22 protein-coding genes and 1 tRNA gene are annotated in these 21,384 nt (G+C 61.9%); 15 read left to right on the plus strand and 8 right to left on the minus strand.

The features are described from left to right. Positions 1–145 precede the first annotated feature (145 nt). The 6 genes from meaB to MN188_RS13440 all read left to right on the plus strand — a co-directional run bounded on the left by meaB (position 146) and on the right by MN188_RS13440 (position 6,654). On the plus strand, positions 146–1,126 hold the full coding sequence (gene meaB / locus MN188_RS13415) for a methylmalonyl Co-A mutase-associated GTPase MeaB (RefSeq protein ID WP_242109674.1): 981 nt from the start codon (positions 146–148) through the stop codon (positions 1,124–1,126). A 264-nt stretch (positions 1,127–1,390) separates the two neighbouring features. After that, complete coding sequence (locus tag MN188_RS13420) at positions 1,391–3,220, plus strand: ABC transporter ATP-binding protein (protein ID WP_242109676.1); 1,830 nt, start codon at positions 1,391–1,393, stop codon at positions 3,218–3,220. After that, complete coding sequence (locus MN188_RS13425) at positions 3,213–5,057, plus strand: ABC transporter ATP-binding protein (RefSeq protein WP_242109678.1); 1,845 nt, start codon at positions 3,213–3,215, stop codon at positions 5,055–5,057. Before MN188_RS13420 ends, MN188_RS13425 begins: the two co-directional genes overlap by 8 nt. Before the next feature lie 241 nt (positions 5,058–5,298). Beyond that, entirely contained in the window at positions 5,299–5,586 is a 288-nt protein-coding gene (gene rpmB / locus MN188_RS13430) for a 50S ribosomal protein L28 (RefSeq protein WP_242109680.1), read from the plus strand. A gap of 37 nt (positions 5,587–5,623) precedes the next feature. Continuing rightward, complete coding sequence (locus MN188_RS13435; RefSeq protein WP_242109682.1) at positions 5,624–6,058, plus strand: hypothetical protein; 435 nt, start codon at positions 5,624–5,626, stop codon at positions 6,056–6,058. A 47-nt stretch (positions 6,059–6,105) separates the two neighbouring features. Then, a complete protein-coding gene (locus tag MN188_RS13440) occupies positions 6,106–6,654 on the plus strand; it encodes a copper chaperone PCu(A)C (protein ID WP_242109684.1) in 549 nt (182 codons plus the stop codon). Positions 6,655–6,772: 118 nt separating this feature from the next. On the opposite strand, the gene MN188_RS13445 is transcribed toward MN188_RS13440, so the two are convergent. After that, on the minus strand, positions 6,773–7,465 hold the full coding sequence (locus MN188_RS13445; RefSeq protein WP_242109685.1) for an NAD-dependent deacylase: 693 nt from the start codon (positions 7,463–7,465) through the stop codon (positions 6,773–6,775). 102 nt (positions 7,466–7,567) lie between these two features. Here MN188_RS13445 and MN188_RS13450 point away from each other — a divergent pair, with 102 nt between their 5' ends. From MN188_RS13450 to MN188_RS13460, 3 genes are read left to right on the plus strand one after another with little or no spacing between them, the layout of a single operon-like run. Then, positions 7,568–7,813: a YdeI/OmpD-associated family protein gene (locus tag MN188_RS13450; protein ID WP_242109686.1), complete on the plus strand. Its 246-nt coding sequence runs from the start codon at positions 7,568–7,570 to the stop codon at positions 7,811–7,813. Continuing rightward, entirely contained in the window at positions 7,813–8,244 is a 432-nt protein-coding gene (locus MN188_RS13455) for a hypothetical protein (RefSeq protein ID WP_242109687.1), read from the plus strand. The genes MN188_RS13450 and MN188_RS13455 overlap by 1 nt, the downstream gene beginning before the upstream one ends. 9 nt (positions 8,245–8,253) lie before the next feature. Beyond that, entirely contained in the window at positions 8,254–8,700 is a 447-nt protein-coding gene (locus MN188_RS13460; RefSeq protein ID WP_242109688.1) for a low molecular weight protein-tyrosine-phosphatase, read from the plus strand. On the opposite strand, the gene MN188_RS13465 is transcribed toward MN188_RS13460, so the two are convergent. The 3 genes from MN188_RS13465 to MN188_RS13475 form a co-directional block, all read right to left on the minus strand. Beyond that, positions 8,685–8,990 (minus strand): hypothetical protein, encoded by a 306-nt coding sequence (locus MN188_RS13465; RefSeq protein WP_242109689.1) that lies wholly within the window; start codon positions 8,988–8,990, stop codon positions 8,685–8,687. The two genes, MN188_RS13460 and MN188_RS13465, sit on opposite strands and share 16 nt — an antisense overlap. Before the next feature lie 185 nt (positions 8,991–9,175). Continuing rightward, positions 9,176–10,123 carry a 1-phosphofructokinase family hexose kinase gene (locus MN188_RS13470; RefSeq protein WP_242109690.1) on the minus strand — a complete coding sequence of 316 codons (948 nt, stop codon included), beginning with the start codon at positions 10,121–10,123 and terminating at the stop codon, positions 9,176–9,178. A gap of 92 nt (positions 10,124–10,215) precedes the next feature. Next, entirely contained in the window at positions 10,216–11,196 is a 981-nt protein-coding gene (locus MN188_RS13475; RefSeq protein ID WP_242109691.1) for a hypothetical protein, read from the minus strand. 174 nt (positions 11,197–11,370) lie between these two features. Here MN188_RS13475 and lepA point away from each other — a divergent pair, with 174 nt between their 5' ends. From lepA to MN188_RS13505, 6 genes are all read left to right on the plus strand, one after another. Continuing rightward, positions 11,371–13,170 (plus strand): translation elongation factor 4, encoded by a 1,800-nt coding sequence (lepA, locus tag MN188_RS13480; protein WP_242109692.1) that lies wholly within the window; start codon positions 11,371–11,373, stop codon positions 13,168–13,170. Positions 13,171–14,046: 876 nt separating this feature from the next. After that, positions 14,047–14,553 carry a PhnA domain-containing protein gene (locus MN188_RS13485; protein ID WP_242109693.1) on the plus strand — a complete coding sequence of 169 codons (507 nt, stop codon included), beginning with the start codon at positions 14,047–14,049 and terminating at the stop codon, positions 14,551–14,553. 82 nt (positions 14,554–14,635) lie between these two features. Beyond that, entirely contained in the window at positions 14,636–14,818 is a 183-nt protein-coding gene (locus MN188_RS13490; RefSeq protein ID WP_242109694.1) for a CTP synthetase, read from the plus strand. Between the two features lie 75 nt (positions 14,819–14,893). Continuing rightward, entirely contained in the window at positions 14,894–15,073 is a 180-nt protein-coding gene (locus tag MN188_RS13495; protein ID WP_242109695.1) for a CTP synthetase, read from the plus strand. Positions 15,074–15,129: 56 nt separating this feature from the next. Beyond that, a tRNA-Arg gene (locus MN188_RS13500) sits at positions 15,130–15,206 on the plus strand. 186 nt (positions 15,207–15,392) lie between these two features. Beyond that, positions 15,393–18,851, plus strand: a complete 3,459-nt coding sequence (locus MN188_RS13505) for a class I SAM-dependent DNA methyltransferase (RefSeq protein WP_242109696.1) — start codon at positions 15,393–15,395, stop codon at positions 18,849–18,851. A gap of 12 nt (positions 18,852–18,863) precedes the next feature. Here MN188_RS13505 and MN188_RS13510 read toward each other — a convergent pair whose 3' ends face one another. The 4 genes from MN188_RS13510 to MN188_RS13525 form a co-directional block, all read right to left on the minus strand. Then, positions 18,864–19,160: a hypothetical protein gene (locus tag MN188_RS13510; RefSeq protein WP_242109697.1), complete on the minus strand. Its 297-nt coding sequence runs from the start codon at positions 19,158–19,160 to the stop codon at positions 18,864–18,866. Positions 19,161–19,275: 115 nt separating this feature from the next. Beyond that, on the minus strand, positions 19,276–20,427 hold the full coding sequence (locus tag MN188_RS13515) for a hypothetical protein (protein ID WP_242109698.1): 1,152 nt from the start codon (positions 20,425–20,427) through the stop codon (positions 19,276–19,278). 181 nt (positions 20,428–20,608) lie between these two features. Next, complete coding sequence (locus MN188_RS13520; RefSeq protein WP_242109699.1) at positions 20,609–20,833, minus strand: hypothetical protein; 225 nt, start codon at positions 20,831–20,833, stop codon at positions 20,609–20,611. Between the two features lie 128 nt (positions 20,834–20,961). Then, the gene (locus tag MN188_RS13525) at positions 20,962–21,198 is read right to left on the minus strand and encodes a helix-turn-helix transcriptional regulator (protein WP_242109700.1); all 237 of its coding nucleotides are present in this window, start codon (positions 21,196–21,198) and stop codon (positions 20,962–20,964) included. Positions 21,199–21,384: the final 186 nt, after the last annotated feature.

Here is a 21,384-nt window from a genome sequence, read left to right on the forward strand (position 1 = left end):
CCGTTATGGGGCCGGACGCGGGGCGGGTCCAGCGATTCAGGATCGGTTCAGGTGCACTCGAAGACAGAGCGTCCGGACTTCCGCGCGCTTCCATCTGGACATCACGCTGCCGTGCGGGCAAGTAAACGGCAAAAGCGGGGGAAACATGGACATTCAGGACCTGTCACAACGCATCATTGCCGGAGAGCGCCGGGCGCTTGCGCGGGCCATCACCCTGGTCGAAAGTGGCCGGGCGGATCACCGCGCGCAGGCCACCGCGCTTTTGGAGGCCGTGAAGGGCGCGGGGCGCGAGGCGCTGCGTATTGGCCTGTCCGGCACGCCGGGCGTGGGCAAATCCACCTTCATCGAGGCCTTCGGCCTGCACCTGACCGGACAGGGGATGAAGGTGGCGGTGCTGGCGGTGGACCCGTCCTCGGCGCGGTCGGGCGGGTCGATCCTGGGCGACAAAACGCGCATGGAACGGCTGTCGCGCGATCCCAACGCCTTCATCCGCCCGTCGCCCTCGCAATCGCAACTGGGCGGTGTCGCACGCCGCACCCGCGAGGCTGTGGCCCTGTGCGAAGCGGCCGGATTTGACGTGGTGCTGATCGAAACGGTGGGCGTGGGCCAGTCGGAAACGATGGTGGCAGAAATGTCCGACCTGTTCCTTCTGCTGCTGGCCCCTGCGGGTGGGGATGAGCTCCAGGGTGTGAAGCGTGGCATCATGGAGATTGCCGACCTGATCCTTGTGAACAAGGCGGATGGAGAGCTGAAACCGACCGCCACGCGGACCTGTGCGGATTATTCCGGTGCGCTGCGCCTGCTGCGCAAACGGGTGCAGGACCCAGAGGGATTTCCCAAGGCGCTGATGGTGTCGGCGGTGACCCACGACGGGTTGGAGGCCGCTTGGGACGAGATGACGACGCTTGCCGAATGGCGCAAGGCGCAGGGGCATTGGCCCCGCCGCCGCGCCGAACAAGCGCGCCACTGGTTCGAGGAAGACGTGCGCCAGGGGCTGCTGGCGGTGCTGGACCGGGCAGACACGCGCGCGGCCCTGGATGCGCTGGGGCAGCAGGTGGCACTTGGAGAGCTGACGCCGTCAGCTGCGGCGACCGGTATGTTGTCGAAACTCGGCGCGTCTGACTGATCTTTGTTTGGCCTTGCGCCGCCTCATCCCGCGCTGATGCGACCTTGATCCGGGGCGCAATTTTGGCTGACGCGCGACCCGGGGTCGGGAAAACCGGGGGTGACTTGCGGGCACATTTCCGCTACCCATAGCCAAGCAACATGTAGGAGATGTGCCAGATGCGCCAATTCAGGACCCCATATCGCGCCTAGTCGCCGGTTCTGACGGGCTGCGCGACAGCCCCCATCTCACGCACTTCCCCATTTCGCGCAACGGAGCGCAGACATGTTTCGCTTTTTTGAATCCCTCGTAAACCCTTTCGGCTCGCATTCGGCCGATACACCGCCTGCGACCTTGTGGGCTTACCTGCGCAGCCATTATGGCCCGTTCCGCAAATGGATGGTCTGGATGGCGGGCACTGGCATCCTGGTCGCGCTGATCGAGACCGGGCTGATTTTCTATACCGGGCGCATCATCGACCTGATGAACCAAACGCCTGCCGAACAGTTTTGGCCCGCGCACGGGGTTGAGCTGGCTTTGGCCGCGCTGTTCATCCTGTTCATTCGCCCCCTGGCGATTACGCTGAACCACCTGTTTCTGGAGCAGACCCTGGCCGGAAACATGCAAGAACAGGTGCGTTGGCGGGCCCATAAACACCTTTTGGGGCAAAGCCTGAGCTTCTTTCAGAACGACTTCGCCGGGCGCTTGTCGAACCGGGTGATGCAGCTTGGCCCGGCGGTCGAGGACAGCACTTATATGTTCTTCGAGGGCATCTGGTACTCGGTCACCTATGTGCTCTCGGCGATGGTGATCCTGTCGCAGGTCGATCCGCGCCTTGCGGTGCCTTTAGGCCTTTGGTTGGTCATCTACGTGCTCTACGTGCGTTTTGTTGCCCGTCGGGTGGCGGTGGCAAGCGAGAAGTGGTCGGACGCGCGCAGTCTGGTCACCGGCCGGGTCGTTGATGCCTATGCCAATATCGAAAGCGTGAAGCTGTTTGCCCAGGGTGAAGGCGAGGAACGCTATGTCCTCTCTGCGATGAAACGCCTGCGGCTGCGGTTCCAGCGCTTTTTGCGCCTGATGACCGAACTTAGCCTGGGACTGAACCTGATCAACGGCTTGCTGATCGCGGGCATGTTGGGCCCGGCGATCTGGCTGTGGACGCGCGGGATCGTCTCGGCGGGCGAGGTCGCGGCGGCCTCGGCCCTGACCATTCGCTTGAACGGCATGTCCGGCTGGATCATGTGGGTCACCATTCGCCTGTTTGAGCATATGGGCGTGATCCGCGAAGGCCTGCGTTCCATTGCCGTGCCGCATGAGCTGACGGACGTGCCGAACGCGCCTGCGCTCGTCGTTACCAAGGGTGCGATCACGTTTGACGACATCAGCCATCATTATGGCAAGGGTGTTGGCGGGCTGGATCACGTCTCGCTCACCATTCCCGAGGGGCAGAAGGTCGGGCTTGTCGGGCGCTCGGGCGCGGGCAAGTCGTCCTTGGTGAACCTGCTGCTGCGCTTTCGCGATACCGAGGCCGGGCGCATTCTGATCGACGGTCAGGACGTGGCGGGCGTGACGCAGGACAGCCTGCGCCATGCGATCGGCATGGTGACGCAAGACAGCAGCCTTTTGCACCGCTCGGTGCGGGCCAACATCCTGTATGGTCGGCCTGATGCCACTGAGGCGCAGATGATAGCCGCCGCCGAACGCGCCGAGGCGCAGGACTTCATCCAGACGCTTGAGGACCCGCAGGGACGTCTGGGTTATAACGCGCAGGTGGGCGAACGCGGTGTGAAGCTGTCGGGCGGGCAACGCCAACGGATCGCCATCGCCCGCGTCATGCTGAAGGACGCGCCAATCCTGGTGTTGGACGAAGCGACATCGGCGCTGGACTCAGAGGTCGAGGCGGCGATCCAGAAGACGCTTTACGGCATGATGCAGGGCAAGACGGTGATCGCAATTGCGCACCGACTGTCCACCATCGCCCAGATGGACCGCATCATTGTGCTGGATCAGGGCCGGGTAATCGAGGACGGCAGCCACGATGATTTGCTAGGCCTCAGCGGCACCTATGCAGGACTGTGGGAGCGGCAATCGGGCGGGTTCCTGGCCGATGAGTAACCCTAGCTTGCGCAGCCGTATCTCGGACCTGATCGACGCTTTCCGTCCCGCCGAGGGCGCGCCGCCGCGCACGCTCTTGGCCTTCATCCGCTGGTGCCTGTCGGGCGCCTGGCCGGTGCTGATCGCGGGCTTCGCTATCTCGGCCATCGCGGGGCTGACGGAAACCGGCACCGCCTGGGTGCTGGGTGTGGTGATCGACGCGGTGGTTGAGCGCGGAGAGGCCGCGTTTTTCACCTCTGCCAACCTGGGGCTTCTGGCTTTGGCGCTGGGCTTTTTCCTGATCGCACGCCCGGTGGCCTTCGGCCTGTCGGCGATGGCGCAATCGGTTGTGGTCGGCCCGAACGTGACGCCCTTGGTGTTCACCCGCGTGCATCGCTGGGTGTCGCAGCAATCGGTTGATTTCTTCGACGACGATTTTGCCGGGCGGATTGCGCAGAAACAGGGGCAGGCGGCGACCTCAATCACCAACCTGGCGGTGGAAACGGTCAACGTCGTGGCCTTTGCCCTGGCCACGCTGGCGGGCACGTTTTTGTTGGTCACCACGATTTCGGGCTGGCTGGCGCTGATCTTCGCGGTCTGGCTGCTGCTCTATTTCGCGCTGATCCGGGTGTTCCTGCCGCGGATTCGCATTCGCGCGCGGGCACGGGCCGAGGCGTCGGCCTCGGTCACCGGACAGGTTGTGGATACGATCACCAACATCCGCGTGGTCAAGATGTTCGCCCACGCGGCGCGTGAGGATGACGCGGCGCTGGGCGCGGTTCAGGTGCATCGCGACAAGATGCTGGCCTTTGGCTGGCTGTCCACCGGGTTTCGCTTTTGCCTGATGTTGCTGGCGGGTCTGTTACCGATCCTTCTGGCGGGAGGCGCGCTTTTGGCTTGGCAGGCTGGGCAGGCCACGCCGGGCGACATCGTTGCGGCGGGCGTGGTGTCGATCCGTATCGCCCAGATGACCGGCTGGGTCAGTTTCACCCTGATGGGCATCTACGCCGACATCGGACAGGCCGACGACGCGATGGAGACGCTGACCCCCGATCGTCGCCTGCTGGACGCGCCGGACGCGTCGGATCTGGCTGTGCCGAACGGCGCAATCCGGTTTCAAGACGTCAGTTTTGCTTACGGGCGCAAAACCGGCGGGGTGTCGGGGATCGATCTGGACGTTCCGGCTGGACAGAAAGTGGGCATCGTCGGACAATCGGGGGCGGGCAAGTCGACGCTCGTGTCGCTGCTCTTGCGCCTTTATGACCCCGAACAGGGCCGCATCCTGATCGACGGGCAAGACCTGCGCGACGTGACGCAGGACAGCCTGCGCCGCGCCATTGGCATGGTCACGCAGGAAACCGCGCTGTTCAACCGCTCGGCCCGTGACAACATTCTGTATGGTGATCCAGAGGCCGATGAGGCCGCGATGATGGCGGCGACCGCGAAGGCCGAGGCGCATGAGTTCCTGCTTGGGCTTGAGGACAACCAGGGCCGCCCGGGATACGACGCGCATCTGGGCGAGCGCGGGGTGAAACTGTCGGGCGGTCAACGTCAGCGTATTGCCCTGGCCCGCGCGATCCTGAAGGACGCGCCGATCCTGGTGCTGGATGAGGCGACCAGCGCTTTGGACAGTGAGGTCGAGGCGGCGATCCAGGCCGCGCTTGAGCGGGTGATGCAGGGCAAGACCGTGCTGGCCATCGCCCACCGCCTGTCCACGCTGAAACAGATGGACCGGATCATCGTGTTGAGTCAGGGCCGGGTGATCGAGGACGGCCCTCACGATGTGTTGCTGGCCGCCGGGGGCACCTATGCGGGCCTGTGGGCGCGGCAATCGGGTGGGTTCCTGGCCGAGGAGTGACCCGCCCCCGCCCCACAGGCAGGGCACGCCCACCCACCCACCCCGCGCCCTGCCTGCGCGGCGGGGGCGGGGGCGGGTCAGGAAAGCCGGGGAAGGACTGCGATTCGGGTTGACGGTCGGGGTGATTCCGCCTAAAGACCGCGAACGGAATTCGGGGCGCTGCCATTGCGGCGCCCGTTTGTATTGACCGGCCGATTGTGGGAACGCTCACGTTCCGGCCCGAGAAGCAAGGAAAAGAGCCATGTCGCGTCGCTGCGAACTGACCGCCAAAGGCCCGATGTCGGGCAACAACGTGAGCCACGCCAAGAACCGCACGCGCCGTCGGTTCCTGCCCAACCTGAACGACGTCACCCTGATGTCGGACGCTCTGGGCCGCTCGTTCAAGCTGCGCATTTCGGCTGCGGCCCTGCGTAGCGTCGACCACCGTGGTGGTCTGGACGCCTTTCTGGCGAAAGCCAAGGACGAAGAGCTTTCGGCAAACGCGCTGAAGATCAAGAAAGACATCGCGAAAGCCCAGGCAGCCGCCTGATCCTTTCCGATCCGATTTCAGGCCGCCCGGGGTTCCCGTGGCGGCCTTTTTCGTGCGCCTGTGGGCGGGCCATCGCGCCGTGGCAGATTGTCACTTGCACACCGGTTTTGTGCGGCTTACCTCTTGCACCGTGATACGCGCGATATTCGCATATGTTCTGGCGCTCGTTCTGACCGTCACGGGGTTCTCCTTCGCTCAGGCGCGGGGGGTCCATCCCGATATGGGGATGGAGATGGTGATCTGCACCGGCGTTGGCATGACCACGATAACCGTGGGTCCAGACGGTGCGCCGATCGAAACAAATCATGTTTGCCCCGATGCGGCGCAGAGCTTTGTGGCTGCATTTGCGTTACCTGTTGTTCTGAGGCCCGAGGCGCGGCTTGTGGGTGTCGTGACACCGCAGGTGACCCCGCTGGTGGGGTCGCATCAGGAACTCTCTCCCTCTGCCCGTGGTCCCCCGGCGTTGGTCTGAACCCAACCCACCCCAAGACCACGACCAGATTTTTTCAGGAGAGACAGATGTCCCCGATCAAAACCCTTCTTGCGGCCACCGCCGCTGTGTCCTTCGCCATTCCCGCCTTTGCGGAAAGCCACATCATGATCCAGGATGCCTATGCGCGCGCCGCTGGCATGAACGCGATGGCTGGGGCTGCTTTCATGCAGATCATGAACCACGGCGACGAAGACGACCGGATGATCGCCGCCAAGGCAACCGTGTCCAAGCGGGTCGAGCTGCACACCCATATCGAAAATGACGAAGGCGTCATGCGCATGGTCGAAGTCGAGGAAGGCTTCCCGGTTGCGGCCGGTGAAACCCACATGCTGCAACGCGGTGGCGACCACGTGATGTTCATGGGCCTGACCGAGCCTTTCACTGATGGCAAGGTCATCTCGGTGACCCTGGTCTTTGAAAAGGCCGGTGAGATCACCGTCGACATTCCCGTCGATCTGAACCGCAAGCCTGCGAATGGTATGGCGATGCAGATGGGCGACGGCGAAGGCATGCAGCACGGCGACGGTGAAGGCATGCAGCACGGCCAGGCTACGACCGGCGCTGACAACAACTAAGGTTCGGGCGTCGGGGGGGCGGATTGCGTCCCCCGTTACCCCCCGAACCGCCTGAGACAGGGGGTTCGTCACCCCCGGATGGCCGCACCGCCAAGGTGCGGCCTTTCTGTGTTCTGGCTCAGCTTGTCAGCACCTCTTCGACCCAGTCTGGCACGATCTGGCTGGCCGGGCCGGTGCGCACGGTGTCGAACTGGCCCACCGTGTCGGACGGCTCCAAGTTCAGCTCCAGCGTCGCGATGCCAGCGGCGCGCGCTTCGCTGACGAAACCTGCAGCCGGATAAACGTTGCCCGAGGTGCCGATTGCCACGAACAGGTCGGCGCGCAGCAACGCGTCCTGGATCGCCTCCATGTGATACGGCATTTCGCCGAACCAGACGATGTCGGGGCGCGTGGTCGGGCGGTGGCAGTCGGGGCAGGGCGACAGCGGGTCCATCACTGCGGGCGCGGGCCAGCGCGCGCCGCAATCGTGGCACAGCGCGCCCGACAGGGCGCCGTGCATGTGCAGGACATCGCGCGCACCGCCTCGTTCGTGCAGGTCGTCGACATTCTGCGTGACCAGGGTCACACGACCCGCGTGCCGGGATTGAAGCCGCGCCAGGGCGTCGTGGGCCGGGTTCGGCGCCGCCGCAAGGCAATTGGCGCGCCGGGCGTTGTAGAAGTCATGCACCAGCGCCGGGTTGCGGGAAAACCCTTCCGGCGTGGCGACCTCGTTCAGGTCATAGCGGGTCCACAGCCCGTCCTTGTCGCGAAACGTGCCCAGCCCGCTTTCGGCGGAAATGCCCGCGCCGGTCAGGATCAGGATATCTGTCATCAAATGCAGCCCTCTGTTCTACCCTATTCAGGCCCGAACCCGGGGTGTGTGCAAGCCCCTTGCCCCTTGACCCAAACCGTCGGGCGGTGGTTTGCTGAGCCTATGGCCCTGACACGCCCGATACAGCCGATGCCGCCGGACATTGCCGACCGGTTGCGGGCGCTGGGCTTGAACAAGGCATTTGACGCCCGCCCGCCCTATCAACGCAACGATTACCTGGCTTGGATCGCCCGGGCAAAACGACCGGCGACGCGGGAAAAGCGGCTGGCCCAGATGCTGGAGGAGCTGGCGGGCGGCACGCGCTACATGAACATGGCCTGGCGGCGCGCGCCAGGGCGGGGCCTCTGATGGGCCACGCGCCCTGGCATATGTGGCTGGTGGCGCCGGTCGCCTTGGGCTTTGGCGGGGCGCGTGCCTGGGATTACCTGTCGACCCACGGCGGCGGGGGCGGGATTCTGACCGGGGTCACCTATGTGCAGATCGTCTCGGCCGGGCAAGGCCTGCCGGGCTGGGTGGCCGCGGCCTGGGCCGTGGGGGTCTGGCTGGGCGTGATCGGCGCGCTACTTTTGCTGCTGAAATCGCGGTTTGCCAGCACCGCATTCGCCCTGTCCCTGACGGGCACTTTCGTGACAGCGCTCGGCTGTGCCGTTCTGACAGTGGTGCCAATGGCGCAGCTTTTCGGGTCGGGAAGGTTGCTTATCACGCTCGGCATCCCGATCGTGACCTTTCTGCTTTGGCGCTATGCGCGGCGGATGACACGGGCGGGGCATTTGCGCTAGACCAACGCCATGACCACACGCATCCTGTTCGTCTGCCTTGGCAACATCTGCCGCTCTCCGTCCGCCGAGGGGGTGTTTCGCGCCCTGTCGCGGGCGCTGGATGTCGAGATCGACAGCGCGGGCACCTCGGATTGGCATGTGGGGGAGCCGCCCTATGGGCCGATGCAGGCGGCGGCGCGGGCGCGCGGCTATGACCTGTCGGCGTTTCGGGCGCGGTTATTTCAGGCGCGCGATTTTGCGGAATTCGACCTGCTGATCGGGATGGATACGGACAACCTGCGCGACATGGAGCGGCTGCGCCCACCCGGCAATGACACGCCTGTGGCCGTGTTCACCGACTACGCTGACACGGGCGCGGATCATGTGCCCGACCCGTATTACACGCGGGACTTCGACGGGGCGCTGGACCTGATCGAGGCTGCTTCACGCGGATTGATTGCTCAGCTGCCGCAATAGGTGCGCACTGCCTGACCGTATTCCTTGTAGCGCTTCCAGAACCGTTCGTCGCTGTTGCGGTCGGACTGGCGCAGTTCTTGCGTTGTGTGCGGGTCACTGAAAAACTTGGCGATTTTCGAGATTTCCGAGCGGTTGAACATTGCCTCGGCGACGTCCTGCACGCAGCCACACAACTGGCGCGACGCGTCGCGCCGATCGGCCTTCAGGCAAGCGCGCTCAATCTTGCCCGCAGCTTGCGCGTCGGGCACCAGAAGGAGCATCAGCCCCAAAGCCATCAAAAGGTGTTTCATGTCTCTGCCTCATGTTGCCGGGTTTTCCCGGTCCGTGTTGAGGACAGTATAGCAGGGCAGGGCGCCGGGCTCAAATTCACATTTTCAAGCCAGCGGCGTTTTGCCCCTGCACGCCCCAGCCACGGGGTGCGCCCACCCACCCACCCCGCCCCCCGCATCCGCGGCGCGCAGGGGCAAAAGCGGTGTCACAGCAGGCGCAAGTTGACCTGGTCGGACAGGGCGGCCACGTCCCCGGGCCGGCACAGGTTGGAGGCATCCGACATCACCGCGGCCGATGCGGCGACCACTCCCTGCGCCAGCGCCTGATCCCAATCCGCGCCGCACGACAGCGCAAGCGTGAAGGCGCCCACGAAACTGTCGCCAGCGCCAACCTTGCTTTTCACCGGAACCTCGGGCGTCACGGCATGCCAGCAGCGCCCGTCCTGGGCCAGGATCGATCCCTTGGCGCCCAGCGCCAGCACCACGACCTCGGCCACGCCGCGATGCACAAGCGACTGGGCAAACCCCGCGACCTCCTCCAGGCTTGTCAGTGGGCGCCCCGCCAGCATGTCGCTTTCGGCCCCGTCCAGGCGCAGCACGTGCTGACGCGCCGACCCGACGTCCATCAGCGCCTTCAGGGCCGCCCCGGAGGTGTCCAGCACCAGCCGCGCTTCGGCTTCGTCCACCACGGCGGCCAGTTGGGTCGGGAAATGCAGCGGTACGCCGGGTGGCTGCGAGCCGGACAGCACGACATACCCGCCCTTGGGCGTCACCGCGCGGATCGTTTCCAGTGCGCGAAAGGCGTCCTCGGGCGACCATTTCGGCCCCGGCATGACAAACCGGAATTGCTGCCCGTCCGAGCGGTCGATCACCGCCAGCGACAGCCGGGTTTCGCCTTCGATGCGAAAGCCGACCGCCTCGACGCCCTCTTCTGCCAGAAGCTCGGCGAATTGCTGGCCGCGATAGCCCGCCAGCGCCACGAAGGCGCGCGCCTTGCCGCCCAGCGCCTTGATTGCCCGTGCCACGTTGATGCCGCCCCCGCCCGGATCCAGATCCGGCACGTCACAGCGCAACTTGTCCTCGGGTCGGACGTGATCGACGCTGGAGGACATGTCCAGCGCGGGGTTCAGGGTAACGGTCAGGATGTCGGACATGGGGGACTCGGCAAAGGGGCGTCAGGTGTTCGCGCTAACGTATCCGGTCCGGTGCAGGGGGGCAATGATGTGGGTCAAAGCCCGCGCCGCCGTCAGGGGTTCAGCTCTTTCCACCGCACCACGTCATCCCAAACCGCGATGGCGGCAAGGATGGCATCAAGTATGGCATTTGCCACTTTCGCAGGCCCCATTCCGGCCCATTCGATCGCCGCCTTGGCCAATTGGCACAGCAACCTCAGCACTTCGCGGATGTTGCCGAACACCAGGGTCAGGACCATCTTGAGAATGCGCCACGCGGTTTTGAGCGCCACACCAACAAAGCCAAGGAACGCGTCCGCAAACAGCGTCATCGCCTTCTTTGCGGCGTCATGCTTGCGCGCCTTGGCGGTCTCTTCCTTGCTGCCCGCCAGATACCGTTTGTAGGCGGTATAAGCCTTGGTGAACTTGCCGAACGCCGCGCGTGCGGTGCTCAGCCAGCTTTTGGGTCGCTTCAGCTTGTCGGCCAGATTCTTTGCCCAGGTCTTGCCTTTCGCAACCCCGATCCCCAGCAGGGCAAACGCCAGTGACAGGCTGTCCAGGATGCCCTGGATGAAGACGATGATCTTGTCGATATCCTTGGCCTTCGCCTTGCCCAGTGGCATGTCTGCCGCCACCGCGCCGTTGATCATCAATTGCATCCGGTCGCCGGTTTCCTTGATCTCGAAAATCTGGAACGTGTCGACGTTCTGCGCGACGATTGTTGGATCGACCGGGCCCAGCACCGGCGCGCGGGCCACGTCCTCCCGCACGTCGTTCCACAAGGCCTGACGGCTGTCGATGCCCATTGCGTCAAGCTCATCACGGTCATCCAGGAAGGTGCCGGACAGCACCGCACGCTCAATCGCGGCCATCGCCTGGTCGGCGCTGCCCCCGGTGTCCAGAAGCGCGGCCAACTCCTCGGGCAGGTCGCTGTCGAAATCCTCGGGCGCGACGATTTCTGCGCCCAGCAAGGCCCGCAACGTGTCTGCATGAAGCAGGTCGGGGTCATAGGTCACATCGTCAATCGGCGCGGCGGTCAGGGTTTCAAGGGTCATCGGGGGCTCCCTCTATAGGTGAATGTGCGGACTGAAATTCCACCCAGTATGCCACAGTTTCCGCCAAACGCCGAATGCACGACACGGGTGAGGCCGCGTTTCGGGGTGAAAAGGCCACTCCGTCACGCTTCAAGCCAGCTTGACGCCGCGCCCATTCCCCCGCATATCCCACTCATGACTGACCTCAAACATATCCGCAATTTCTCGATCGTCGCGCATATCGACCACGGGAAATCCACGCTTGCTGACCGCTTGATCCAGGAGACGGGCACCGTCAAGGAACGCGACATGCAGGCGCAGCTTCTCGACTCGATGGATATCGAGCGCGAACGCGGCATCACGATCAAGGCCAACACGGTTCGGATCGACTATACGGCGGACAATGGTGAGGCTTATGTCCTGAACCTGATCGACACCCCCGGCCATGTCGATTTCGCCTATGAGGTCAGCCGGTCCATGCGCGCCGTCGAAGGCTCGCTTCTGGTGGTCGACAGCACCCAGGGGGTCGAGGCACAAACGCTTGCGAACGTCTATCAGGCGATCGACGCAGACCATGAAATCGTGCCGGTTCTGAACAAGATCGACCTGCCCGCGTCCGATTGTGACCGCGTGGCGGAACAGATCGAGGACGTGATCGGCATCGACGCAACCGGCGCCATTCAGGTGTCGGCCAAGACCGGCCAGGGCATCCACGAAACGCTTGAAGCGATCGTGAACGAACTACCCGCCCCGCAAGGCGACCCCGACGCGCCACTCAAGGCGATGCTGGTGGACAGCTGGTACGACGCCTACCTCGGCGTCATCGTCCTGATCCGCGTGATTGACGGCAAGTTGAAGAAGGGCGAGCGCATTCGCATGATGCACACTGACGCGGTCTATCCCGTCGACCGCATCGGCGTGTTCCGCCCGCAGATGGAGATGATCGACGAACTGGGACCGGGTGAAATCGGCTTCCTCACCGCGTCCATCAAACAGGTGCGCGACACCCGCGTGGGCGACACCGTGACCCATGAGAAGAAAGGCACGACCGACGCGCTGCCCGGCTTCAAACCGGCGCAACCGGTGGTGTTCTGTGGCCTCTTCCCGGTCGACAATGCCGAGTTCGAAGACCTGCGCGACTCGATCGAAAAACTCGCCCTGAACGACGCCAGCTTTTCCTCGGAAATGGAAACCTCGGCCGCGCTGGGCTTCGGCTTCCGCTGCGGTTTCCTTGGCCTGCTCCACCTCGAAGTCATCCGCGACCGGATCGAACGCGAATACAACATCGAGCTGATCACCACGGCGCCCTCGGTGATCTATCACGTCTATATGAAAGACGGCGAAAAGATCGAGCTGCACAACCCCGCCGATATGCCCGACCTGTCCAAGGTCGACCATTTGGAGGAACCGCGCATCAAGGCGACGATCCTGGTGCCCGACGAATACCTGGGCGACGTGCTGAAACTGTGCCAGGACCGGCGCGGCATCCAGATCGACCTGACCTACGCCGGCTCGCGCGCCATGGTCGTCTATGACCTGCCGCTGAACGAGGTCGTGTTCGACTTCTACGACCGCTTGAAATCGGTGACCAAGGGCTATGCCTCCTTCGACTATCAGATGGAGGGCTACCGCGAAGACAACCTGGTGAAAATGTCGATCCTGGTGAACGACGAACCGGTCGACGCGCTCTCCACCATGGTCCACCGCGACCGCGCCGAAATGCGTGGCCGGGCGATGGTCGAGAAACTGAAAGACCTGATCCCCCGCCACATGTTCAAAATCCCGATCCAGGCGGCCATTGGCGGCAAGGTCATCGCGCGCGAGACCCTGTCAGCCATGCGCAAGGACGTGACGGCCAAGTGCTACGGCGGCGACGCGACGCGCAAGAAGAAGCTGCTGGAGAAGCAGAAGGCGGGTAAGAAAAAGATGCGCCAGTTCGGGAAAGTGGACATTCCCCAGGAAGCATTCATTAGCGCCCTGAAAATGGACAGCTGAAAGCTGTTTCCTTTCAGGGTGAGTGCGCGGCAGCGCGTTGCCCGCAACGCGCGTGCGCACCCGCTCAAGGCCCAGTCGCAAACATCCCCACAAAGCCCCGCCCGGACGACAGGCCGGGCAGCGCCCCACCGACCGAAAGGTGCGTGCGCGCATGCGCCGGGAGGTGATCCTCCCCCCGGGAGGGCGCTTCCGCATCCGTCGCGGTATGTATCGAGGTTTCGTGTGATGGAATTCGGTCGTCCCCGATCCAAGCAAATCCAACTTTAGTATCGGTGAGCAAAGATACGTCAGGGAATTGGAAAGACGCTTTTGGCGGTGCAAAAATTCGGGAAAAGTTGCCCACTTTGGCCTGAAGTATATCAAAGGTCCGGTGAATATGTGGCTCTCTGGGTCTGAGTTGAGTTTCGTAATGAAAATGTACTCCGACCGTTCGACAAAGCAGTAGTATCTGGAGGCTACCATTTTCCCCACGACCACTTCTGAAACTGACGCCACTTCGGTCTCTCTGATGCGTCTGGACAATTTGAAACTTCAGTGGCCTTGCCCCGCACCCACCCCGTCCGCTTCACCCAGGCCGCCCCCGGGCGTTTGCCGGTTTCGGGGTCTTGCGGCCCGAAGAACTCCTCGTCCTCGTCGTCCCAGATCCGCCTGAGTGCTGCCAATGACACCAGCCGGCGGCGTCTTTGCCGTGGCGTTTGATGATGACTGTCTGGTCCTGGTGGATCACTGCGTCCAGAAGGGCGGTCAGGCGGGGGCGGACGTCGGTGGATCGGACTTTCAGGACCATTCATTAAACCTTTTAAAGACTTGCAACTTCGCCCCCGAACCCTCTTAAAACAGTTTAAAGAATTCGCAATCTGACCGAACGGAGCCGCCATGCCTTGCCCCCTTTGCGCTGCCGATCTGCCCCTGTCCAACTTCGCCGTAGAAGGCGGGCCCGAGGGCGCCTCGGTCGCCATTTGTGACACCTGTTCCGGCCAGATCGACGGCGCCTTGGACCCCGATCACTGGCGCGGTCTGGCCTCAGCCATGTGGGACGAGGACGCAGGCATACAAGTATTGGCAATACGTGTTTTGAAACGGTTGGACACGGGCTGGGCGCGTGACCTTCTGGATCAAGCCTATCTGGATGACGACACCCAGGCCTGGGTTGACAATGTCACGGCTGAAACCGCGCATCGCGACGCCAACGGCGCGCCGTTGTCTGCGGGCGACACGGTGGTGTTGATCAAGGACCTGCCGGTGAAGGGCGCGGGCTTTACTGCCAAGCGCGGCACGGCGGTGCGCGGCATATCTCTTGTCGCTGACAACCCGGCCCACATCGAAGGGCGCGTTGAGGGGCAACGCATTGTTATCGTGACGGAATTCGTGAAGAAGAAGTAGACATACAGCCGCGCCACAAGGTCGCGTGGCCGGGGCAGGGCCCTGTGTGATACCCCCCGCGCATAGGTTTTCGGAGGCGGACATGATCCGGCTAGCACTTTTGTTTCAGGGCATCATCGGCTCAACCATCGCCAGCGTTTTCGTGGTCGGCGCGCTTGTGGCGGGCGTCACCGGGTTGTGGCCGCTTCTGGGCCTCGCCGCGCTGGGGCTTGCGCTGGGTTTCCCCGTCGCGCTGATCATCGCCAAGCGTATGATGGACGACTGATCCAGATCAAAGACGTATTAGAGATAGGCCTTATAACCCCTCATCGAAACCGCGCTTTTCTATGAGGAGGGACACATGTTCCGTTTGGCTTTGCTTCTCTACGCCGTGATCGGCACATCACTGGCCGGCATCATCATGGTCGCCGCCCTGACCATGGGCTATGACACCACGATGCCCGTGATCTACTCCGCAGCAATCGGCTTCGCCCTCGGCCTGCCGATTTCCTGGTACGTCGCGAAACAACTCAGCGCCTGATTTTGCAAACCACCTGTTGCAAGGGGTCGCGTCCCGGGGGTATCCCTGCGGACAGCGACCCCTTAGCTCAACTGGATAGAGCAGCTGACTTCTAATCAGCAGGTTGAGGGTTCGAGTCCTTCAGGGGTCGCCAATTTAATAATAAATATCAAATACTTAATTGCTATGCACTTTCCTGTCCGGTAGGCTCGGTTTCCATGAGGAAGCAATAAGGAAGCACTCGGACGCATGAATTTATGTTGTAACGGAACAACAGATTCTGTTTGAAGGATCGACCTGCCCCGTGCATCGTGCGGTTGAAAATCAAGTTAGAAGGCCGATGCAGTCCATTTCAGAATTCATTGAGCGTTGGGAAAATTCGGGCGGCAGCGAGCGGGCCAATTACCAACTTTTTCTTTCCGAGCTGACCGAGGTTCTGGGGCTGGAGAAGCCTCTTCCCGCAACCGACACCGGGCAAAACGATCATTACCGGTTTGAGCGTCCCGTCACCTCTGCGGCCATTGGCGAGAACTCCACCAAGTTCATCGACCTCTACCGCCGAGGCAGCTTCGTTCTTGAAACTAAGCAAGGATCGCAAGCCAAGGTTGCCAACCCTGACCGGCTGACCCTGCCCGACATGCCCCAGGTCAAACGTGTGGGCCATGGGGTTAGGGGCACCCGGTCCTATGACCGCGCGATGGTCAAAGCCAAGGGCCAGGCTGACAACTACGCGCGCAGCGTCGCTAAGGAAGACGGCTGGCCACCGTTCATTATCGTCTGCGACGTGGGTTTCATGTTCGAGGTTTACGCGGACTTTTCGGGCCAGGGCCACGGCTACACCCAATACCCCGACGGCACCTCCTTCCGCATCGAATTGCGCGACCTGGAACGCAAGGAAATCCAGGAGTTGTTCCATGCGATCTGGAATGACCCGCTTTCCCTGGACAGTTCCAAGATCGCCGCCGCCGTCACCCGCGAAATCGCGGACCAGCTTGCCCAACTTGGCAGATCATTTGAGGCACAGGGTCACGATGCGGAAAAGGTTGCGTCCTTCCTGATGCGTTGCCTGTTTTCCATGTTCGCGGAGGATGTGGAACTGATCCCCCGCGACAGCTTTACCGACCTTCTGGTCGATATGTCCAAAGACCCCGGACACGCCCACCACATGCTGCAAGCTCTGTGGGAAACGATGGACAAGGGCGGCTTCTCGACTGTCCTGAAAACCGACCTGCTCAAGTTCAACGGTGGCCTCTTTGCCGAGGCCGAGGCATTGCCGCTGGACAGTCAGCAGATCGCTCTCTTAATCGGGGCCGCGCGCAAGGATTGGCGCAAGGTTGAACCGGCGATCTTCGGCACCCTTCTGGAACGTGCGCTGGACGAGCGCCAGCGCCACAAGCTGGGGGCGCATTACACGCCGCGCGCCTATGTGGAACGACTGGTGATGCCCACCGTCATTGAACCGCTGCGATCCGACTGGGAAGATGTGCAGGCCACCGTTGAACTGCTCCTGTCACAGGGCAAAGAGGAGGACGCGCGCAAGACCGTCCACGCGTTCCACCGCAACCTGTGCGAGGTGCGCGTGCTGGACCCCGCCTGCGGGTCTGGCAACTTCCTCTACGTCGCGCTGGAACTGATGAAACGGCTGGAAGGCGAGGTCACCGCCCTGCTGGAACAGCTGGGGGAAACCCAAGCCGCCCTTGGCCTTGCGGGCCATACCGTGGACCCGCACCAGTTTCTGGGGATCGAGCTGAACCCCTGGGCCGCCAAGGTGGCCGAACTGGTGCTGTGGATCGGGTATCTGCAATGGCACTTCCGCACCTATGGCAAGGCGACGCCCGCCGAGCCGGTGCTTAAAGACTTCCACAATATCGAACATCGCGACGCCGTGCTGGATTGGGACGACCATCAACCACGTCTGGATGATCAGGGCAACCCGGTCACCCGGTGGGATGGGGTCACTACCATACGCCACCCCGTGACGAGGGAAGAGGTGCCCGACCCTGACGCCCAGACGCAGGTCTTTGACTATACCAAACCCCGCGCGACCAAATGGCCAGAGGCCGATTTCATCGTGGGCAACCCGCCCTTCATTGGGGCCTCACGCCTACGCGACAATCTAGGCGATGGTTATGTCGAGGCGCTGTGGAAAGCCTATCCCAAGATGCCGCAAAGCGCCGATCTGGTCATGTTCTGGTGGGAAAAGGCGGCGCTGGCCGCGCGGGCCTACAACGCCAAGACGGGCAAAGGCACCCGCCGCTTTGGCCTGATCACCACGAACTCCCTGCGCCAGACCTTTAACCGCCGCGTGCTGGAGCCGCATCTGAACGACCCGAAAAAGCCGCTCTCCCTGCTCTTTGCCATCCCGGATCACCCTTGGGTCGATACGCTCTATGGCGCTGCCGTGCGGATCGCGATGACCGTGGGCGCGGCGGGCAATCGCGCAGGGCGGCTGCTTAACTTGGCAACCGAGAGCAAAGAAAAAAGCGAGGCTGACGGAAAACCGGTGACGTTTGATCATCAGGTGGGAAAGGTCCTAGCCAATCTGCAAATCGGAGCGGACGTGATCGGATGTAAGCCGCTGATGTCAAACAAGGGCTTAGCCCATATGGGCATGAAGCTTCATGGTGCCGGTTTCATAGTAACCGAAGAGGAGGCAATAGAGCTTGCCGATGGCGACGAACAAGTTTTTGGCACGTTGATCCGTCCATATATGAATGGCCGTGACCTCGCGCAGTCCTCTCGCGGCTTGTTTTCGATAGATTTGTATCCACTTTCCGAGGAAGAAGTTCGAACGCGACATCCAAAGATTTATCAACATGTCAAAGACAACGTTAAGCCGGAGCGTGACCAGAACCGCGAACCTTGGAGAAAGAAGCATTGGTGGTGGTACGGACGAACGCACGAGGACCTAAGAGCGGCAGCAAAAGACATTGAAAACGTTATCGCGACAACGCGTACTGCAAAACATCGCCTCTTTTCTTTGCTGCCATCAACACTGATTGCTGAAAGCAAAATCGTAGTGATCTCTTTGGATGACTGGTGGCAGCAGGCTGTCCTAAGTAGCCGCATACACGAGGTCTTCGCGCTCGCAGCAGGCGGTTGGCTCGGCTTCGGGAACGATCCGACCTACAACCATTCAGATTGCTTCAATAAGTTCCCCTTCCCTGATCTCACCAACAACCTGCGCACCCGTCTCCGAACGTTGGGCGAAGACCTCAATGTCCATCGCAAGCGCCAGCAGGCCGCCCACCCCAAGCTGACCCTGACACAGATGTACAACGTGCTGGAAAAGCTCCGCGCCGGAGAGACCATCGAGGGCAAGGACCGCGAGATTTACGACCAGGGCCTGATCGGCATCCTCAAGGACCTGCACGATCAGATCGATGCCGCCGTGGCCGAGGCTTATGGCTGGCCAGTGGACCTGAGCGATGAAGACATCCTCTTCCGCCTCGTGGCCCTCAACAAGGAGCGCGCCGAGGAAGAGGCGCGCGGCCATATCCGCTGGCTCCGCCCCGACTACCAGAACCCCACCGGCACCCAGACCGCCAAGGGCGAAACCAAGGGCATGGACCTTGGCCCGGTCGAAAAGGTCAAGAAACTCGCCTGGCCAAAGTCCACCCCGGATCAGGTCGCCGCCGTCCGCGACGCCCTGTCCGACATGGGCACGGCCACCCCCGAACAGCTCGCCCGCCATTTCATGCGCGGACGGGTGGCCTGGGTGCAGCCTATCCTGGACAGCATGGATGTTCTGGGCCTCGCCTCGCAGGGCGGGGACGGCACCTATCACATGACGCGCTAGTCGGGGAAGCGGTCAGTCGCAATAGGTCTTGCGAATGCCAACAATTGCCTGTCCGGGCACCTCGCTGGTGTCTATCATCCCGCCTTGTGCTTCCCACCGGGAGTATTTCGGCTCGTCGCAGTCCAGGTAGAGAACGCCGAAAAAGTCGCCGATCTTTCCGTCCCCTCTGAGATACACCTCATGCTGGTTGTCGGAAATCCTGCCCAAGTAGACCGTTGACCAGCTTTGCGTGTAGGGATGGTCCAGGATTTTTTCGTAGACAAGCACAGGCTGGTCGGCATGGGCGGCCGATCCGACCAAAGTGCTCAAGATTGCTGCTGAAAATGTTCGGGTGAATCGCATTGAATGTTCCCTCCTTGTGTATTTTAGACCTCACTAAAATACCGGGGCAAGTTCTGGTCAACCAGCCTCCCCGGCGCACGGATCAGGCAATGAAGCGATACCTGCCCTTTGCGTCATCCAGCTTGTTCGAAGCGCGCTCAGGATCGGTTCTGACGGCTTCCGAAAGCCTCTCCCCTACCTGGACCATATAGTCAGCCAATTCGGCCTCTTCAGTGCCCTCCAGGGCTGCAAGCGTGGTTGCGTTGCCGATGACCTGGGCCCGGATCATCTTGATGTGTTCTTCACGGTGAACATGCTTAATCGCATTGGCGTCAACATAGCTGCGCATTTCCACTAGGTCGTCATCGGAGACCACCGCAGCCAGGTCCCATATCGGATGATTAGCCCATCGCGCCCGGTTGGTGTCAGTCGCGTCTGGTACGCAGTAACGTACCTTCTGGAATGCCTCAGCCACCACATCGCCGAAAAGGGCGTCCAACTGCTCCCACGTCCTGATCTGCCAGCGGTCTTTCAAAAGGTCTTTCCCCGCGCGCACCTCAATCCGCCAGACGCGGCTCTGGGAGGCGTCAGAGGCGTTCAAAGGCGGCAATCCGTCCCGTTCGAGGTTGGTGTTCCAGATATCCCACCAGATGGGCTTGAGCCGGTCTATGACCTCCTGGCGCTTGTCATAGACGATGACCTGGCGTCCAGGCATTTTCCCAACTGTGACCGAGGTGAAACGACCGGACTTCCCGTTGCTCCCGACATCTTCCGGCGCGGCCCGGTGATCGGCCCGGTTGGTGTGGCTGTGAATGACAAACTGTTCCGGGTTCAGTTTGAATTCCGGCGCCAACACATCGACACAGAAATCCACCCGGGCAATGCTCACCTGGTGCGCGGCGAATTTGACGCCCAGCCTACCCAGGGTGCTGTCGATGTGGGCACGAACATGGCCAAGCCCCTGCGTTGCCAGCACGGTTGAGCCGATGATGACACGGATACCCCAGGAATCACGCGCGTTGGGTTTCTTGAAAGCCCAGCGAAAGCCCAACGGTCCGCCGGTCAGGATGAAGCGGTATCCACCCCCGCCGTGGGGTTGCAGATCAAATACGGCTCCACCGTAGGTTATGGGGCGGGGTGCACGGGCGTCTTCGGCCTGCTCCTTCTCCGCTTCAAGGAAGGCAAAGAGTTTGTGCGAGATATTTGCCTGGATGGAGAGGGTGAGGTGGTCAAAGCCTTGGTGAACGATCTTCATTGTGTGCTGTTTCCTGTGTCGGGCGGTATTTCCAGAGGGGGGTGCTACTACCACCCCCCTCTGGCGGCGACCGCCGTGTTTGGGGATAAGTTTTGGGATTGGGCGGGCGCTGTCGCGCCCTTCAATGGTGCCTCCGGCGGGGCAGCATTTGTTTTGGGGCCGGGCGGGACGCCCGGCGGCGTCACGATGCTTCCATCGTCAGCTTGCGCGAAATCCAATTCTCTGCGCGTTCAGCGCATTTGGAGACATTCAGCAGGTCATTGTGGGAAAACGAACTGGTGTTGCGCCAGTCGCCATCCTGGGTCTTGTAAGAGCGCGAGATATCGACGGAATAGAAACCGTCGTTTTCCCAGATCGTCGCGGTGATCAGACCTATTTTGAATTTGAAGGCTGGTTGCTGTGACATGTCTTTGTCCTTTGGTTCGAGTTGGCGGCATACAAAAAAGGGCGTGGAGTGGTGAGACCCCACGCCCTCAAGAGCCATCCGGCCCCAAAATCCCGCTCAGCGCTGCCAACTCCGAGCGGGCAAAACTTTTAGATGTTCGGTGCTTGCGATGTGTTCGCGACCCGGCGCTGTTCAATCCATTCCATCACGTCGCCATAGGCGTATCGGACAGAACGGGCAGAAATTTTGATGAACTTCGGACCACCGCCGCGATAGCGCCAGTTCTGCAAAGCGCGCACCGAATAGCACAGCAGGTCTGCGGCTTCGTTTTCATCCATCAGGCGGTTTGGGTCTTCGACGGGAAGAGGTAATTGGGTCTGTTGCATCTGATTTGTTCCATCTGTTGGGCTTTGGCGTCGTGCCGATGGAACAAAAGGTAGATTGGCGCAAAGGCCCGAAATAGACTCCGAAATTCTTTTTAATTGTCAGGTAATTAAAAAAGTAGATATCCCTTATTTAACAGGATTTTAGCTATGCGCCATTTGGGGCGAGGTTAATTAAGGGGACCGCCC

Source organism: Aliiroseovarius subalbicans (assembly GCF_022678625.1).
In the GTDB taxonomy this organism is placed as follows: domain Bacteria; phylum Pseudomonadota; class Alphaproteobacteria; order Rhodobacterales; family Rhodobacteraceae; genus Aliiroseovarius_A; species Aliiroseovarius_A subalbicans.